Source organism: Gammaproteobacteria bacterium (assembly GCA_040183005.1).
Taxonomy (GTDB): Bacteria; Pseudomonadota; Gammaproteobacteria.
Map to the genome: position 1 here is coordinate 89,229 of JAMPIW010000009.1, position 15,218 is coordinate 104,446.

Sequence of the window (15,218 nt, forward strand, 5' to 3'; positions counted from 1 at the left end):
ATAAATTCGATCAGGGCGCGAGGGCAAGGCGAAAATGGAGGCGCCAATAATCTGTCACCTCTCCTCCCCTTTCGCCCTATCCCACAACGCATCCATCTCCTCCAGCGTAGCCTCCTGCGGCGTTCTGCCTTGCTCCCCAAGCAATGCTTCGATCCGCCGGAAACGCCGTTCGAATTTGGAGCAGGCCACACGTAGCGCGGCCTCGGCATCGATGTTGGCGTGACGGGCGAGGTTGACGGCGACGAACAGCAAGTCGCCGATCTCATCCTCCATGCGCTCGGGCGGAGCGCCTTGTGCAATCTCGGCATGGATTTCCGCCGTCTCTTCCTCGAGTTTTTCCATAACCTGGTTAATATGCGGCCAATCGAACCCGACCGTTGCTGCGCGGTTTTGCAGTTTTGCAGCGCGTGTCAGACCGGGCAGGGCACGTGCTACACCATCAAGAATGCTGGCAGGCCGATCTTCGGCCCGGGCGCGTTCGGCACGCTCGCCAGCCTTGTGCTCTTCCCAGGCCAGTGACTGATCGGCGGCGGATGCGATTTTCGCCTCGCCGAAGACATGTGGATGGCGGCGGACGATCTTGCCGATAATCGCGGCGACAACGTCATCAAAGTCAAACTGACCAGCCTCGCTCGCCACCTGGGCATAGAACACCACCTGAAACAGCAGATCACCCAGCTCCGCACACAACTCATCCGTATCACCCTGCGCAATCGCATCTGCCACCTCGTAGGCCTCTTCAATGGTGTGGGGCACCAGGCTGGCGAAGGTTTGCTCGCGATCCCAGGGGCAACCATCCTTGGGATCACGCAACCGTGCCATAATGTCCAGAAGTTGATCTATATTGTTCATGCGCTCCTCATTTTTTATCGCAATAGGCCCGCGACTATTGTTTACTATTATCAGCCAATGCCGTGAGGAAAACATTTTTCATGCCCCCATCCCGCAAGAAACTCCTGGCCGCCACCGTCGTCGTGCTAATCCTCGGGGCGATGGCCTACTATTATCGCCAAAGCCAGGAGATGACCGTGGAAACAACGCCCGTCAAGCGGGGCGATCTGGTGATCACGGTCACCCCTACGGAAACTGGGACGGTGGATACTGACGCAACAGCTCTTGTGAAAGCTGAAATTGCAGCCCAGGTGATCGAGGTCCGGGTGCAGGAAGGGAATGTGGTCAAGACCGGCGACACCCTGATGCGCCTTGATGCGGAGCAGGCACAGGCCAAGCTTAATCTGGCGCGTTCAGCGCTGGAAGCGACGCACTCCCGCCTCGCCTCGGCGCACATCGCGCTGCAAATGGATAAGGCGCGCACCGCCGCAGCGCTGGCGGAGGCCAAGGCACGGCTAGGCGACGCAACACAGAAATACGACAAGAAAAAACAGCTCTTCGACAAACGCCTGATCCCTCTCGGCGAGATGGAGACCAGTGCTGCCGAATTGGATGTGGCGCGAGCTGCGCTCAACACCGCTCAGGCGAACCTCCAGCAAGCAGGCGTACAGGAGCGGCAAGTCAAGACAGCGGAGGCCGATGTCAAGCAGCAGGAAGCCTCGTTGCGCGTGGCACAGTTAAACCTGGATTACACCACGATCCGCACACCCATGAACGGCACGGTCATGGAAATACCTGTCAAGGCAGGCGAGCTGGTCCAGCCCGGCACGCCAGTGGCTCGCGTCACACGCATGAGCGGGCTTTATGTAAAGGCGCTGGTGGACGAAGTAGACCTTAGCCGGTTACGGCTCGGGCAAGCCGCCGAGATCAAATTCGATACCCTGCCCGATAAAAAATTCAGCGCCACCCTATTTGAGATTTCGCCTGGCGTGTCCGTGGAAAAACTCAAGAGCCGCAACGTCACCGTGAAGCTGCGCCTGACCGATCCGCCCCCCTTCCTCCGCCCCGGCATGTCCGCCGATGTGGAAATCATTGTGAACACGCTCAAGAACATACTCTACGCCCCCGCCCAGACGATCATGTCCAAGGATAAGGAACACTACGTCTATGTGATCGAGGGCGGCAAGGTTGCCAAACGCGTCATCACCCTCGGCCAGTCAAACTGGGATTCCACTGAGGTGCGCAAAGGACTCAGCGAAAACGAGCGGATCATCACCTCGCTCGATCAGGAAGGGTTACAACCCGGCGTGCGCGTGCGGCAGAAATAACGCCCAATAAGCAGGTTTGTGATCCACGAAAAACACGAAAGGCACGAAAACATGGGCAAGGTTGTTGGCGCAACAATGCGCCTGGGTTTGCTAGTCAACTTCAGCTGCTATCCGAAAGCAACCGTCGAACGGATTGTGCTATGGAGCTTTTTCGTGCCTTTCGTGTTTTTCGTGGACGGCGCATAACATCAAAGAAGAGATTAAAAATGTCCGGCGCCCCCCTCATTCAGCTTAACGATGTCACCAAAGTGTATGTCACGGGAGCGATCCGCTATGAGGTGCTCAAGGGCATCAGCATCGAGGTGCGCCGAGGCGAATATATCGCCTTAATCGGCGCCTCCGGTTCCGGCAAATCCACCCTGCTGAACATCCTCGGCTGCCTGGATGTGCCCACCTCTGGCCATTACCGCCTCGAAGGAGAAGAAATATCGGCCAAGAGCGACACGGAGCTGGCGCACATCCGCAACCGCTTTTTCGGCTTCGTGTTCCAGTCATTCAACTTGTTGGGGCGCTACACCGTCGCCGAGAACGTGGCATTGCCCATGGTCTACCACGGACTGGGCCGCCGTGAACGCCTCGACAAGGCCAAGGCGCTGCTCGCCCGCGTCGGCCTCGGTGAGTTCACCGGCCATTATCCGTCGGAACTGTCAGGAGGGATGCAGCAGCGCGTGGCCATCGCCCGCGCCTTGGCCAATAATCCGGCAGTGCTGTTCGCCGACGAACCCACCGGCAACCTGGACAGCAAGACCGGCATGGAGATCATCTCGCTGTTCGAGCAACTCAATGCAGAGGGCACGACGCTGGTGGTCGTCACCCACGATACGCGGGTGGCACAACACGCGCGGCGCGTGCTCACACTGGCCGATGGGCGTATGCTCACCGACAAGCAGAATTCAATCACGGAACTGACGGGAGCATAAGCGCCATGAATCCGTTCGAGCACCTGCGCATCGCCTTCGACGCCTTGCTCGCCAACAAGATACGCGCCTTCCTGACCATGCTCGGTGTCATCATCGGCGTGGCCTCGGTGATCATGCTGGTCGCCATCGGCGAGGGCGCCCAGACATACATCCGCAAGGAATTGATGGGCATCGGCACCAACCTGCTGATCATCGTCCCCGGCAAAACCGAAACTACCGGCATGGGCCGCATGCCGTCAGGTATACAAAAAATCACTATCGCCGATCTACGCGCGCTGGAAAAACGCGCCACCCTGCTTAACGGCCTGAGCGCGGTAGTCGTCAGCAACGCCCCAGTCAAATATCAAAACCGCCTGCGCAATGTCGAGATCATCGGCACCGACCAGAATTTTGAACAGGTACGCAATCTGCATGCGGAAATCGGCTCGTTCATCTCCAAGGCCGATGTCGATGCGCAGCGCCGCGTGGCGGTGATCGGCCGCACTGTCAGGAAGGAGCTGTTCGGCGAGGCCAACCCTCTGGGACGCACCGTCAAGATCGGCGAGACCAAGTTCCGCGTCATCGGCATCATGGAAAGCAAAGGCGTCACGCTGGGCATGGACATCGACGATCACGTCTTCATTCCGGTGGAGACCGCCCAGGCAATCTTCGACCAGGATGGCCTGACCAACATCCTCACCCAGGCCATCAACGAAAACACCGTCGAGCGCGCCAAGGAGCAAATCAAGGCCATCATGATCCAGCGCCACGCAGGCGAAGAAGACTTCACCATCATCAGTCAACAGGCCATGCTCTCCACCATGCAGACCATCCTGACCACCTTCACCTATGTCCTGGGCGGCATCGCCAGCATCTCGCTGCTGGTCGGCGGCATCGGCATCATGAACATCATGCTGGTATCGGTGCGCGAACGCACCCGAGAGATCGGCCTGCGCAAGGCCATCGGCGCCTCGCAACGCGACATCCTGCTGCAGTTCGTCATCGAGTCCGTAACGCTCTCGGTAATCGGCGGCATCATCGGTATCCTGTTCGGCGCCGGCGTCGCCTACGGCGCCAAGGCTGCCTTCCCGGTACTGCCCGTCGATGTGAGTGCCTGGTCGGTGGCGCTGGCCTTCACCTTTGCCTTTTTTGTCGGCGCCTTCTTCGGCATTTACCCTGCCATGAAAGCGGCGCGGCTTAATCCCATTGAGGCGTTAAGATACGAATAACACGGGAGGAATACTCCAATGCGAGATTGGCTTGAGCCACACCTGTTCGGCGTACTGCTGGGCATTGAGATTATGTGGGTAGCGGGTTTTCTGGCGGTATTTGTGATCTATTTCGCGATCAGACTCAAGATCAAAAAAGATAAAAAAATGCGGGACAAAAGCCTACGCAAGGACAAAGCCCCAAGGAAGATTAGAGCAAATCCTCAGTCCTGCTTTTTTTCAGGGCGCGGCTCATAAGACGGTTTTGACCACCAGAAATACCGCGAAGCCGCATGCTCCCAGCGTGACAAGACTCCATACTCAAAGGCCTGCTCAGGGTCGGCATATCGCCCCATAGCAGTATTGTGCTTGTAAAACCCGAACTTTCTATAAAATCTCTGCTTGTCGGGCGGGGCCGTAAGGTAAACCTTGCCAAAGGGAAGCTTCGCCAGAAGCGCCTCCATCAACACGCTGCCAACCCCCATGCCCTGATACTCTATGGCTACCACAACATCAAATACGGTAGCGTAATACACCCCGTCCGAGGTCGCGCGGGCTGCGCCGATCAGCTGGATATCGTCATAGGCAAAGCACGAAACATAGCTGTTCTCAAACGCCCGTTGTATATCAGGCGGATCTCTCTTGGCAAACGGTGCTTTTTCAAATATTTCGGCCAGGCGCGCCCAGTCCACGCCATTCCTGTCGTGCACAACTAAAAATCTGCTGCCCATGTAACACCTCCGTGTGGTGAACACCGCTGCCCCAGTAATCCATACTATATCCGCAAGCACTTGTCAACTTACTTTCCGCTGACCCGCGAGCAAAAAATGATTGACAATCATTCTCATTTGCATTTATAAATAACATCAGGTTATTACACCGGGTGATTGATCATGTATATTTGTCTTTGCCATGCCGTGACCGAGAGCGATATCCAGAATGCCGCGGAGCAAGGCGTCTGCACTATGCGCGAGCTGCGCGACGAACTGAAGGTGGCCACCCAATGCGGACGCTGCGCAACCTGCGCACGAACCTGTCTCAACCACGCCCTTGCCGAAATCGCGGGCGACCAGGATATCGCCGCCTAATAAACGGCCAGACTTGGGAGTCGTAGCGAGCGCGAAGCCACCGTAATCACCGTGAAGGTGACAATGAGGTGGCAATGCCTGCGCTTGGGGCAAAAAGTGGACGCGATTAAAGGGCTCTGAACCTCATGTCACGGGCGGCTAGGCCGCCAGGGCAAAAGCAGTATTACCGCTGATCGCTTGATCCTGATGGGCGGCTGATGCCGCCATGGAATTGCTTGCTCGCTTGACAGGGGGCGACTAATGGGTGCCCCCTTTAATCGTCCGGTGGGATGGGGTAACAATTTGTAAGATGTGGTAAACGCAGTGAACCGCATCGTTGGCCCGCCTGCTTACCACATACTTGATTATCTTGCCAAGTTTTCGTGAAATCGGCAAAAATGGATAGAAAGCTTCATCAGGAACATATAAAAACCTACCTGGCTCAACGTAAAGAGCTTGGCACGGTGTTTGTCCTGCATAAAAACTGGGGAAGGGATTGTGTGCAAATCGTCCAGGAGGGCTATATGCTCATCATCTAGCGCCCCACCCTTCGGCAAGTAAAAAATTGAAGTACTACGTTGTGCACGAATACTGTTTAATAGATCTTCAATCTTTTGCGGCGCCATCCCTTTGCCTTGCAGGACGTTTGTGTAATCTTTGAGGCGAACTAGCGGAGCAAAAGTGATTTTGGGTGGCAAGACACGTGCATTGCCGGGATCTATATCACAACTATTGGATAGGAGAATACCCTTGATACTGTCACGCGCACCATCATTAAAACGTAAGGTAACTACTCACTCCCTTCACACGAAAAATAACTTAAAAATCTCTTGACAGGTTTTTTCTATCGAAAAAACCACTTCCTTATCTCGGTGTAAAATCTATTCTCTATTGCCGCTGGCAGGGGCTTTGATCTCTTCAATGAGCCGCCTTGCCATTTCAAGTCGAAAAAACCATTTCAGCCTGATCTGACCGTTATCAGGGGGTCGAAAAATGCCATGTTATCCTTTGGCTATTCCAAACGTATAGCCCCCCTTATTAATGGCAAGCCTAGACAAAACCTCGGTCAGAAACGAAGTCAGCCGGTTGAAAGCGGATTTTGAGCAGCTCAGTTGCGACGGTAAAGTGCCTCGCGAAACTCAGGTGCTTATGAATAGCATGTTCATGATGATGGAGCTGATGCTCTCCATTTTTCTGGAAAGAATAACCAAGAAAGACAGCCGCAACTCCAGCAAGCCCTCCTCCCAAACGGAAAAGGACGACTCCTCGTTGAGTCATCCGGGGAGCCAGGGTAAGGGGAAAAACGAAAACGGCGCCCTGCTGAAAAACACGCGCGTCAAAGAGAGTGTGACTCTTTCTAGAGTCCGCCTCTGCGATGTATGTGGCGAAGATCTGGATAATACGCCCTGTAGTCACCATGAAAGACGGACGAAGATCGATATTGTTTTTGAGAAAGTCGTTGAGCATGTGGATGCCGAGGTCAAGCAGTGCCCGGTCTGCGATGCGACGGTCAAAGGGAAGTTCCCGGCGGATATGCACGGCCCGTTGCAATACGGCGATGGCTTAAAGGCCTTTGTCATCAATTTACTGGTGTCTCAGATGGTCGCGATCAATCGCGCGCAAACGCTGCTGACCTCCATGATCGGTGTTGTGATCTCTGAAGCCACTCTTCTGGCTTTTGTGCTGCGGCTTCATCGTGCCTTGGAGCGGTGGGAGCAGCACGCCACCGCACAGCTGCTGAAAGCACCCTCTATGCATGTGGATGAGACCTCCTTGCGGGTGGATAAGCAAAACCATTGGATACACGTGTACTCCGCAGGGGAGATCACCCTCAAGTTTTTACATCGAAAACGGGGCACGGCAGCGATTTCGTCGATTGATATTATTCCGCGCTACGGTGGCGCCATTATCCATGACTGTTGGTCATCCTACTTGTCCTATGATCACTGCTCTCACGGCCTGTGCGGCTCGCATCTGCTGCGCGAATTGACGTTCATTGTTGACGCCAATGACTACGCCTGGGCGCGCCACATGAAACGCCTTTTACAGGAGAGCTGCGCCACCGTCTCCAGAAGCACGGAAAAGAGATTGACCGATGAAGCGCTGGCGCGGTTGCAAAAGCGCTACCGCACGATTCTCACCCGTGGCGAAAAAGAGCTTCCACCTATTCCCCAAAAGCCCAGCGGCAAACGCGGCAAACTCGCCAAGTCAGATGCGCACAATCTGCTGGAGCGATTGCAAAAACATGAGGCATCCGTCCTGCTGTTCGCCAAAAACCCGCATGTCTCCTTCACCAATAATCGGGCCGAGCGTGATTTGAGAATGTCCAAGGTGAAGCAAAAGGTCTCAGGCTGTTTCCGCTCAGAGATTTATGCTCAGGCTTATTGCCGAATATCAAGCTATCTGCAAACTATGGCCAACAAGGGACATAATCCTCTTATTGCGATTCAAATGGCTCTCGCGGGTGAGGTCAACTTAATCGGGGGTGAGTAGTTACAACGTAAGATCTGAATACTCGTCCATCCATCACCCTGCAACACATCGGCTGGATATAGCGTGCTGTAGTAATTGCAACTAGGGAACTCATTCAAAGCCTTGACCAAACCGTCTTTCTGATCTTGGGTCAGATAGTAAGGAATCTGTGTTTTAAACTCCTCAGCAGTAAAGCTCATGGTCTTTTAATCATCGCGCGTAAAGATCCCAAAGATTGTCGTATAAAGCCTCCTCAAACTCTTTACCTAAAGGCTCTTGGTGTGCAAGCAATTTTGCATAAAAAAGGGAGACAGATACTTCAAGCTGGCTCGACTCACGATCAAATTCCCCTGTGAATATGTTGGCATACTGACCGAATGTATGCGAATTGGCAGGCGTAACATAATTTGCATTGTTAGGCGCAAGGGATAATTTTTGAAATTCGTCTGATGGCAGAGCTAATAACTGTGTAGCGAGAATGCCAGCAATTGAGATACTGCCAAGCGTCATGGAAGAGTTCTTGATGTGATAGTTAGTCATATACAGGCTCCAGCGCAATGATTGTTTCTGGTTTTAGGCAATCAAAGAACATTGCTTTATTTGTAGCATGAATTGCATCGAGCTTATATGGCAAGTTCTCCAAAAATCCATCCAGACCTTCGTTGTCGATATTCTTGGCAGTGTCAATATCAACGATAATGCCCTCCTTTTTCACCCCATCAAGCATGGTAGCTTCTGCAGATGAAGCTACCTGGACCGCATGAGTGAAACCATCTTTTGGAATTTCAACACGCACTTGGAATATTTCTTTTTCCAATTTGTGATTCCCTAATGAAATCTCAATATTAAGTAAAGAAACTTGATCTTTAGCATCCAAGGCGGGGAGGAGATCCACGTATTTTAGCGCATACCGTTGAACTGACTTTATGATTCCGACATCTTTCAACAATCGAACAACTTCAATTATCGCGGGCTTGAATGCACTCCAACCAACATAGGGCAGCTTGCAAGCTACGGCAACACTACGATCACTAATGAAAATGAGAAAAGATCCCCAGTTAATCCGTATTATTGGGGCATATTGCAAATTAGGGTCGGCATCACGAACCTGTTTTGGCAAGTCCGCCGCCCCAAGGCGCTCAATAGATTTGTCTCCGTTCAGTTGGGAAAACAATATCCCCGGCAAAATACTTGATGCGGGAACTACACTCGTGAATCTCAGCTCGAAAACGGCGTCAATTAACGGTTCTTTCTTCAACTTTGTAGGTAATTTCATCATGATACCGTAGCAATTAGTATCTTCATAGATGTGGGGCAATCAACATAAAATGGCCTTGTCAATATCACAGCGATTCCTAACTTGTTGAGTTTTTGAAAATTATCCACAACCGCATCTGCTTGTATCTAGCTGCTTGTTGACCCCTAACAATCCAACTGACCGGTACAGATTAACATCGAGCAATACTACTCCCTCATTAGCCTTTGGTAAATGAGCTTGAACCACCGCTGTTGGGTTAAGCTATCGCTAACCCAATCCCTTCGACATAACCCTCGCACCCCACCCACGCAGCCGCGGCAAACCACCCTCCGTCAACGAATAAACCGCTGGCACAACCACCAACGCCCATAGTGTTAGATATAACGCTAATTGGGCATCCCCAGTATGTTGCACAAGCCGTCAACCTGCTCTATGTTATGGAGGACGCCCGAGTGTGAGTTTTCTAATCCCTGTTTTTGGGGGGGGTTGGAGCGGCGTGGAATAAGGACAGAGCGCAAATAAGCCACCAATAAGGAGATAGGATATGAAACTTCGAATAACAATCGACATTTTCAGCGGTCGCCCCAATCCGGTCATCGAGCTTGACGATGCAGATAGTCGCGCAGCGCTGCAACGATTACTTCCCTCTCGGGCGCTCAAAAGAGCCGAGCAACGAGCACCTGCCGATACGCTTGGTTATCGCGGTTTGTTGATAGAACAGGTGGGTGCCGGTTCAAAAAAACTTCCAAAACAGTTTCGCCTGCTGAATGGCAAATTGCTGGGCGAGAATATCGCACACCGCGTTGGCGATGAAGAATTCGAAGATTTCATCTTTGCCGATAAACAGCGCATCCAGGCGCTGAAGGTTGGCAAGGGTTTCGAAACATATCTTTCCAAGGAGCTTGAGCGCTACCGGAGTCTGGAGGCGGCATACGTGCCGTCGAAGGAGAAGTGGCCGATTTTGAAGAAATGTCCGTGTGCACCCATCTACGAGCCGGCGTGGTGGAATGATGGCGGAGTGCGGCAATGGAATAACAATTGCTACAATTATGCCACCAACTATCGCACAGACACGTTCGCGCAGCCCGGTCTCGCAGCCGGAGCCATGTATGCCGCCTTGACCTGTCCGGACGTCTGGGGGGCGGCCCAAAAGGATGAGCTTATCCCGCAGAAGATCAAGAAAATTGCCTGTCCCAAAGTGGGTCACCTCGTCGCGCTAGTAATCGCGCCCGGCTGGGATTTCCACTGGTATCGGCTAGGACCCAATATGCGATGGTCACACAAGCCGGGCGGGACGCCGGTCACCAATCTGGACAACAGCGGCCACATCATCCCTGATCCACGGACAGCGGATCGCGGTCCCTACACGCAGTTCTGCGGCTTCATGTTGGTTATGCATGGACACATCAAGATCAGGTGATGAGGGCAAAAGATGGATTGCGACCGCTCTGGTTTATACAGGACGTCGCAATCCATCGTGGCAGATTGAAGAAACGTGCGCTGTGCAGCTCCAGCAGATATGGGACGATCTTGAGCCATACCTTGGCGAGCTGAGCAGGCCCAAAGCGCTTGGATACGGCGGTTGTACGTTGCGTGCCCCAGGCGGTGATCAGTGGCTGGTCTATGGTGATGCTGTATCGCGAAGCCGCGGCGATAGCGTTGAGGTGCGCCGTGACCCAGGCCGGCGGTTCGAGAAAGTCTTACTCACGTCTGCCCCTGCGAAGAGCTTGCCGCCGTGGACGCCGGAGCAGTAGACATCAATCCGGGCGCTGAGCACTCAGAACCTGTTCACGATCTCGCTGAAGGGCGCATTGCGGCGTTTACCCCTCAAGGGGGTACCGAGGAAAATCGCACTCAAAATGCTCACATACTGCGCGTATGCTCCGCTTTTTCGTGCGATTTTGCCTCATTGTGCCCTTTAGGGGTATGCACTGCATCCCTTGATCGAGATCGTGAACAGGTTCTCAGAGCGGCATTTGATACAAGAGTTTCGCCACCTCAGTGCCGGGGTTGTTGCCGCTCAGGTTTCCATTTGAAATATGGCCGAAGCTGGCGCCGAGGCGACTGTTGTTTTTTAGCCGGAAGGATACTTCAAAGGTGGAGCGAAATTCGATGGAGCTACCGAGATCAACGCCGTCGTGTGACTTGAAATAGACGCCGGGGCCGAAGCTCGGTGTGACGAACCAGCGTGCACCGAGAGGGATGTCGAATAGGGCACCGATGCCCGCGAACTGCTGGCGCTCTGAACCCTCAAGGGCTATCCATGAGAGCCAATGCCATGGAACCGTGCGCCAGGGCGATACTCGATGGCGCCCCAGGCGGCGGGGTTCTTGTCCAGCACGTTTACTGCCCCGGCACCCAAGAGCAGCTTGGGTTCTGCGGCAGCTATCGGTGTGTTTTGAAAAATCAGCGCGACAAAGAAAATCCGGCGCAGCGAACGCGCCGATGTGACACGATTGAAAGTCGACACTACGAGTAGATCCTTTCTTTTTTTATCATGTCCCATACGCCGTCCGGCAGTAAATAGCGCGCGCTTTTGCCTTCTTTTGCCAGCGTGCGGATACGGGTGGCGGAGATGTCCAATTGCGTAACTTCCTTAAGCAGGATATGTCCTGCCGGGCATGAGTGCAATAGGGCGGTATTGTCAGTGCAGCGCTCGGCAAGCAGTGCGGCAACTTCACCCTGTGCGGGTGGCAGCGAGCCGGGGCGGCGCATGACGATCAGATGAGCAAGCTGGATGAGTTCGCGCCAGCGGTGCCAGGTGTTCAGGCCCGTGAAGGCATCCATGCCCAGCAGCAGGCACAGCGGCGCGCTGCCGAGTTCGGCGCGCAGTGAGGTGAGCGTATCCACGGTGTAGGACGGCCCGGTGCGGCGCAGTTCGCGGTCATCGACGCGCAGGCCGGACTCGCCCTGAATCGCTGCTTCCAGCATGGCCAGGCGCTGCATAGTACTGGCCACCGGTGCGGGGCGATGGGGCGGGACGTGGCAGGGGATGAGCCGCACTTCATCCAGCGCCAGATCCTGGAGGACTTCCAGTACCGGACGCAAATGGCCGATGTGGATGGGGTCGAAGGTGCCGCCGAAGATGCCGATCATGCAGGGATCGAGGACGAGAGGTCAGGGGTTAATAAATGAAAATGACTGCCCCGTCCTGTGCCCCCCGCCCCCCGCCTCCTACTTTCTGACATGCCCATCCCCCAGCACGACGAATTTCTGGCTGGTCAACCCTTCCAAGCCTACGGGGCCACGCACGTGCAGCTTGTCGTTGCTGATGCCGATCTCGGCGCCCAGTCCATACTCGAAGCCGTCGGCCAGTCGGGTGGAGGCGTTCACCATCACCGAACCGGAGTCAACTTCACGCAGGAAGCGTCGCGCGCGGGTGAAATCCTCGGTGACGATGGAATCGGTGTGGGCGGAGCTGTAGGTCTGGATGTGATCTATCGCTTCATCCAGGCCCGCCACCACGCGGATCGATAGAATCGGCGCAAGGTACTCGGTTTTCCAGTCTTCTTCCGTGGCGACCTTGCTATCCGGCAGAATGTCACGGGTGCGCGCGCAGCCGCGCAGCTCGACACCTGCCTCACGATACATCCGCCCCAGCTCTGGCAGGACATGCGCGGCGATGCCTTCTGCCACCAATAATGTCTCCATGGTGTTGCAGGTGCCATAGCGCTGGGTCTTGGCGTTGTAGGCGACCTTGACGGCCTTGTCGTAATCCGCCTTATCGTCGATGTAGACGTGGCAAATGCCATCCAGATGCTTGATCACCGGCACCTTAGCCTCGGCGGAGATACGTTCGATCAGGCCCTTACCACCGCGCGGCACGATCACGTCCACATATTCCTTCATACGGATCAGCTCGCCCACCGCGGCGCGGTCGATGGTGTCGATAACCTGCACGGCGTCGGCGGGCAACCCGGCACGGCTCAAACCAATCTGAATGCAGGTGGCGATAGCCTTGTTGGAATGGATGGCCTCGGAGCCACCGCGCAGGATGGCGGCGTTGCCGGATTTCAGGCACAGCCCGGCGGAGTCGGCGGTGACGTTGGGGCGCGATTCATAGATGATACCGATCACGCCCAGCGGCACGCGCATATGCCCCACCTGGATGCCGGAGGGCTGGTACTTGAGGCCGGTGATCTCGCCGACAGGGTCCGCCAGCGCGGCGATCTGGCGCAATCCTTCGGCCATCAAGGCGATGCGTGGTTCATTGAGTGTCAGCCGGTCGAGCATCGCTGCATCCAGGCCACTTTCCTTGCCGGTCTGCAAGTCTTTGGCGTTGGCTGCGATCAAGGTGGTGGCGCTTTCCTGCAACGCGTCGGCCATGGCCTGCAACGCCGCGTTCTTTGCGCCGGTCTCCGCCCGCCCCAGCGCGCGTGCCGCAGCCTTGGCGCGCAACCCTACGCCGTGCATGTATTCTTTGATGTCCGTCATGTAATCCACCTCGTGTTTGCTACGGTCATACCGCCTGCGCCTTGCAAAATCGCACACCGGCCATTGATAACGTCAATTCTAACAACTCATCCCACGCATTGCCCGCCGCCGCACCCTTGATGACGCGGTCGATGCGCGAAGCTGTGCGCAGCAGTGCTTGCCACCGCGCCACTTTGTGGCGTTGCAGGCCTTGTTTGATCAATGGCTTGCGCGCATCCCATACCCTGTGCGCCGCCATCGCCTGATCCATGGAAGCGCCTGTTTGCACCTCATACGCCATGCCCGCCAGCCCGCGAATCTCGCGCACCAGCGCCCACAGCACCAGCACTGGATCGACGCCCTCGCCTCGCAGGCCGGTGAGGATGCGCGTGGCGCGTGTTGCGTCTCCGGCCAGCGCCGTGTCCACCAGATCATAGACATCAAAACGCGCGCTATCGACCACGGCGTCGGTCACGGCAGCGTCGTCGATGCGTCCGGCGCCGTGCAATAGAAACAGCTTTTCGATTTCCTGCGCGGCGGCCAGTTGATTGCCCTCCACCCGCTCCGCCAACGCCGCCACGGCGTCAGCGCTGGGCTCCATGCCCTTGCCGCGCATGCGCTGGGCGATCCAGCCGGTCAGTTGCCGCCCCTCCACCGGCCACACCTGGATGACAACGCCACCCTTGTCCAGCCCACCGCACCATTTGCTGGCCAGCACCGCCTTGTCGAGCTTGCCGGTGGTGACCAGCAGCACAGCATCATCGGCGGGACGTTGCGCGTATTCGATCAGCGCCTTGCTGCCCGCATCTCCCGGTTTGCCGCCGGGCATGCGCAGCTCAATAATGCGCCGCTCACTGAACAGCGACAAGCTGTTGGCTGCGGCGCGCAGAATGCCCCAGTCAAAACCCGTTTCGACATACATCACCTCGCGCCCGCCATAACCCAGTTCACGGGCACGGGCACGAATCACGTCGCACGCCTCGCCCACTTGCAGTGGCTCATCGCCGCTGACTAAGTAGACAGGCATCAGGCCTTTGGCGAGATGGGATTTCAGTTGGTCGGGTTTAAGTTTCATTTTTTTGCTGCCAAACGTCCTGGACTTATTTCTCCACTGCCTTGCCCATCGCACTCAAGCGCCGCAATATCCCCTGTATCACGTCGCGGCGCATGTCGCGGTACAGCAGGTCTTCCTCCGCACCCTTGGCCAGCACATCGGCCTGGCTGAAGGAGACTGCGCGCTCCAGGCTCACGGTTTGCGTGGCTTGCAGTGGCTTACCCGCCTGATCATTAACGTCGAAGGTAACCGCGTAGTGCAACTCAAACTCACTCGCCGCACCGGCCGCCCCCACCGATAGGACGCGGCGGCTCTTGTCTTCGTTGAATACTGTCAGGATCGCTTGCGCCTGCTCCCGGTCCTCGGTGACTTTCACCCCGGCGCTGCCCAGCGCACGGCGCAGCTCAGACAACAATACCCCACTGGCATTGGCGCCCTGCACATACGTCACCGGCAAGGGCACGCTGACGCCCGCGCTGCCGCGCAACCTGAAGCCGCAGCCGTCCAGCGCCAACAGCGTGCAACCCAGCATCAGCACAACAAGCAAAAACCGCATTCTTATCACACACTCTTACTCATTAAACATGCTAAATGATATAATTTTAAGTTATTCAACATTATGCCCACCCCAATAATACTTGACTAAATTAGTCGGTTTTATTAGTATGGTAGCGGGCTTGATAGGGCA

The 15,218-nt window shown here is 55.5% G+C and carries 17 protein-coding genes; 7 read left to right on the plus strand and 10 right to left on the minus strand.

The annotated features are described in order from the left end of the window. Positions 1 to 54: 54 nt before the first annotated feature. Positions 55 to 852: a nucleoside triphosphate pyrophosphohydrolase gene (mazG, locus tag M3A44_15480; protein MEQ6343001.1), complete on the minus strand. Its 798-nt coding sequence runs from the start codon at positions 850 to 852 to the stop codon at positions 55 to 57. Between the two features lie 80 nt (positions 853 to 932). On the opposite strand from mazG, the gene M3A44_15485 reads away from it, so the two are divergent. The 3 genes from M3A44_15485 to M3A44_15495 all read left to right on the plus strand — a co-directional run bounded on the left by M3A44_15485 (position 933) and on the right by M3A44_15495 (position 4,287). After that, complete coding sequence (locus M3A44_15485) at positions 933 to 2,159, plus strand: efflux RND transporter periplasmic adaptor subunit (protein ID MEQ6343002.1); 1,227 nt, start codon at positions 933 to 935, stop codon at positions 2,157 to 2,159. Between the two features lie 206 nt (positions 2,160 to 2,365). Next, positions 2,366 to 3,079 carry an ABC transporter ATP-binding protein gene (locus tag M3A44_15490; GenBank protein ID MEQ6343003.1) on the plus strand — a complete coding sequence of 238 codons (714 nt, stop codon included), beginning with the start codon at positions 2,366 to 2,368 and terminating at the stop codon, positions 3,077 to 3,079. A 5-nt stretch (positions 3,080 to 3,084) separates the two neighbouring features. Then, on the plus strand, positions 3,085 to 4,287 hold the full coding sequence (locus tag M3A44_15495; protein ID MEQ6343004.1) for an ABC transporter permease: 1,203 nt from the start codon (positions 3,085 to 3,087) through the stop codon (positions 4,285 to 4,287). A 203-nt stretch (positions 4,288 to 4,490) separates the two neighbouring features. Here M3A44_15495 and M3A44_15500 read toward each other — a convergent pair whose 3' ends face one another. Next, on the minus strand, positions 4,491 to 4,997 hold the full coding sequence (locus M3A44_15500; GenBank protein MEQ6343005.1) for a GNAT family N-acetyltransferase: 507 nt from the start codon (positions 4,995 to 4,997) through the stop codon (positions 4,491 to 4,493). A gap of 162 nt (positions 4,998 to 5,159) precedes the next feature. Between M3A44_15500 and M3A44_15505 the strand changes: the two genes are divergently transcribed. Further along, complete coding sequence (locus M3A44_15505; GenBank protein MEQ6343006.1) at positions 5,160 to 5,354, plus strand: (2Fe-2S)-binding protein; 195 nt, start codon at positions 5,160 to 5,162, stop codon at positions 5,352 to 5,354. 344 nt (positions 5,355 to 5,698) lie between these two features. Here the strand turns inward: M3A44_15505 and M3A44_15510 are convergent, their stop codons facing one another. Further along, complete coding sequence (locus tag M3A44_15510; GenBank protein MEQ6343007.1) at positions 5,699 to 6,031, minus strand: hypothetical protein; 333 nt, start codon at positions 6,029 to 6,031, stop codon at positions 5,699 to 5,701. Positions 6,032 to 6,374: 343 nt separating this feature from the next. On the opposite strand from M3A44_15510, the gene M3A44_15515 reads away from it, so the two are divergent. Continuing rightward, positions 6,375 to 7,826, plus strand: coding sequence for an IS66 family transposase (locus M3A44_15515; protein ID MEQ6343008.1), 1,452 nt, complete (start codon positions 6,375 to 6,377; stop codon positions 7,824 to 7,826). 189 nt (positions 7,827 to 8,015) lie between these two features. Here the strand turns inward: M3A44_15515 and M3A44_15520 are convergent, their stop codons facing one another. Further along, positions 8,016 to 8,345 carry a hypothetical protein gene (locus tag M3A44_15520; GenBank protein MEQ6343009.1) on the minus strand — a complete coding sequence of 110 codons (330 nt, stop codon included), beginning with the start codon at positions 8,343 to 8,345 and terminating at the stop codon, positions 8,016 to 8,018. After that, positions 8,338 to 9,084, minus strand: a complete 747-nt coding sequence (locus tag M3A44_15525) for a TIGR04255 family protein (protein MEQ6343010.1) — start codon at positions 9,082 to 9,084, stop codon at positions 8,338 to 8,340. The genes M3A44_15520 and M3A44_15525 overlap by 8 nt, the downstream gene beginning before the upstream one ends. 523 nt (positions 9,085 to 9,607) lie before the next feature. Between M3A44_15525 and M3A44_15530 the strand changes: the two genes are divergently transcribed. Together M3A44_15530 and M3A44_15535 are read left to right on the plus strand one after the other, a co-directional pair. Then, positions 9,608 to 10,483, plus strand: a complete 876-nt coding sequence (locus tag M3A44_15530) for a hypothetical protein (GenBank protein MEQ6343011.1) — start codon at positions 9,608 to 9,610, stop codon at positions 10,481 to 10,483. Beyond that, positions 10,461 to 10,817, plus strand: coding sequence for a hypothetical protein (locus M3A44_15535; protein MEQ6343012.1), 357 nt, complete (start codon positions 10,461 to 10,463; stop codon positions 10,815 to 10,817). The genes M3A44_15530 and M3A44_15535 overlap by 23 nt, the downstream gene beginning before the upstream one ends. Positions 10,818 to 11,320: 503 nt before the next feature. Here the strand turns inward: M3A44_15535 and M3A44_15540 are convergent. The 5 genes from M3A44_15540 to lptE all read right to left on the minus strand — a co-directional run bounded on the left by M3A44_15540 (position 11,321) and on the right by lptE (position 15,086). Beyond that, positions 11,321 to 11,533, minus strand: coding sequence for a hypothetical protein (locus M3A44_15540; protein ID MEQ6343013.1), 213 nt, complete (start codon positions 11,531 to 11,533; stop codon positions 11,321 to 11,323). Beyond that, entirely contained in the window at positions 11,533 to 12,159 is a 627-nt protein-coding gene (gene nadD / locus M3A44_15545) for a nicotinate-nucleotide adenylyltransferase (GenBank protein ID MEQ6343014.1), read from the minus strand. Before nadD ends, M3A44_15540 begins: the two co-directional genes overlap by 1 nt. A 78-nt stretch (positions 12,160 to 12,237) precedes the next feature. Beyond that, positions 12,238 to 13,497 (minus strand): glutamate-5-semialdehyde dehydrogenase, encoded by a 1,260-nt coding sequence (locus M3A44_15550; protein MEQ6343015.1) that lies wholly within the window; start codon positions 13,495 to 13,497, stop codon positions 12,238 to 12,240. Between the two features lie 25 nt (positions 13,498 to 13,522). Continuing rightward, a complete protein-coding gene (gene holA, locus M3A44_15555; protein MEQ6343016.1) occupies positions 13,523 to 14,551 on the minus strand; it encodes a DNA polymerase III subunit delta in 1,029 nt (342 codons plus the stop codon). A 25-nt stretch (positions 14,552 to 14,576) separates the two neighbouring features. After that, positions 14,577 to 15,086, minus strand: coding sequence for an LPS assembly lipoprotein LptE (lptE, locus tag M3A44_15560; GenBank protein ID MEQ6343017.1), 510 nt, complete (start codon positions 15,084 to 15,086; stop codon positions 14,577 to 14,579). Between the last annotated feature and the right edge of the window lie 132 nt (positions 15,087 to 15,218).

Coding starts and splice junctions, on each gene's coding strand:
- M3A44_15515 (MEQ6343008.1), top strand. CDS start 6,375: ATGGCAAGCCTAGACAAAACCTCGGTCAGAAACGAAGTCAGCCGGTTG.
- M3A44_15505 (MEQ6343006.1), top strand. CDS start 5,160: ATGTATATTTGTCTTTGCCATGCCGTGACCGAGAGCGATATCCAGAAT.
- M3A44_15535 (MEQ6343012.1), top strand. CDS start 10,461: ATGGACACATCAAGATCAGGTGATGAGGGCAAAAGATGGATTGCGACC.
- M3A44_15490 (MEQ6343003.1), top strand. CDS start 2,366: ATGTCCGGCGCCCCCCTCATTCAGCTTAACGATGTCACCAAAGTGTAT.
- M3A44_15485 (MEQ6343002.1), top strand. CDS start 933: ATGCCCCCATCCCGCAAGAAACTCCTGGCCGCCACCGTCGTCGTGCTA.
- M3A44_15500 (MEQ6343005.1), bottom strand. CDS start 4,997: ATGGGCAGCAGATTTTTAGTTGTGCACGACAGGAATGGCGTGGACTGG.
- holA (MEQ6343016.1), bottom strand. CDS start 14,551: ATGAAACTTAAACCCGACCAACTGAAATCCCATCTCGCCAAAGGCCTG.
- M3A44_15525 (MEQ6343010.1), bottom strand. CDS start 9,084: ATGATGAAATTACCTACAAAGTTGAAGAAAGAACCGTTAATTGACGCC.
- nadD (MEQ6343014.1), bottom strand. CDS start 12,159: ATGATCGGCATCTTCGGCGGCACCTTCGACCCCATCCACATCGGCCAT.
- M3A44_15520 (MEQ6343009.1), bottom strand. CDS start 8,345: ATGACTAACTATCACATCAAGAACTCTTCCATGACGCTTGGCAGTATC.
- M3A44_15495 (MEQ6343004.1), top strand. CDS start 3,085: ATGAATCCGTTCGAGCACCTGCGCATCGCCTTCGACGCCTTGCTCGCC.
- lptE (MEQ6343017.1), bottom strand. CDS start 15,086: ATGCGGTTTTTGCTTGTTGTGCTGATGCTGGGTTGCACGCTGTTGGCG.
- M3A44_15550 (MEQ6343015.1), bottom strand. CDS start 13,497: ATGACGGACATCAAAGAATACATGCACGGCGTAGGGTTGCGCGCCAAG.
- M3A44_15530 (MEQ6343011.1), top strand. CDS start 9,608: ATGAAACTTCGAATAACAATCGACATTTTCAGCGGTCGCCCCAATCCG.
- mazG (MEQ6343001.1), bottom strand. CDS start 852: ATGAACAATATAGATCAACTTCTGGACATTATGGCACGGTTGCGTGAT.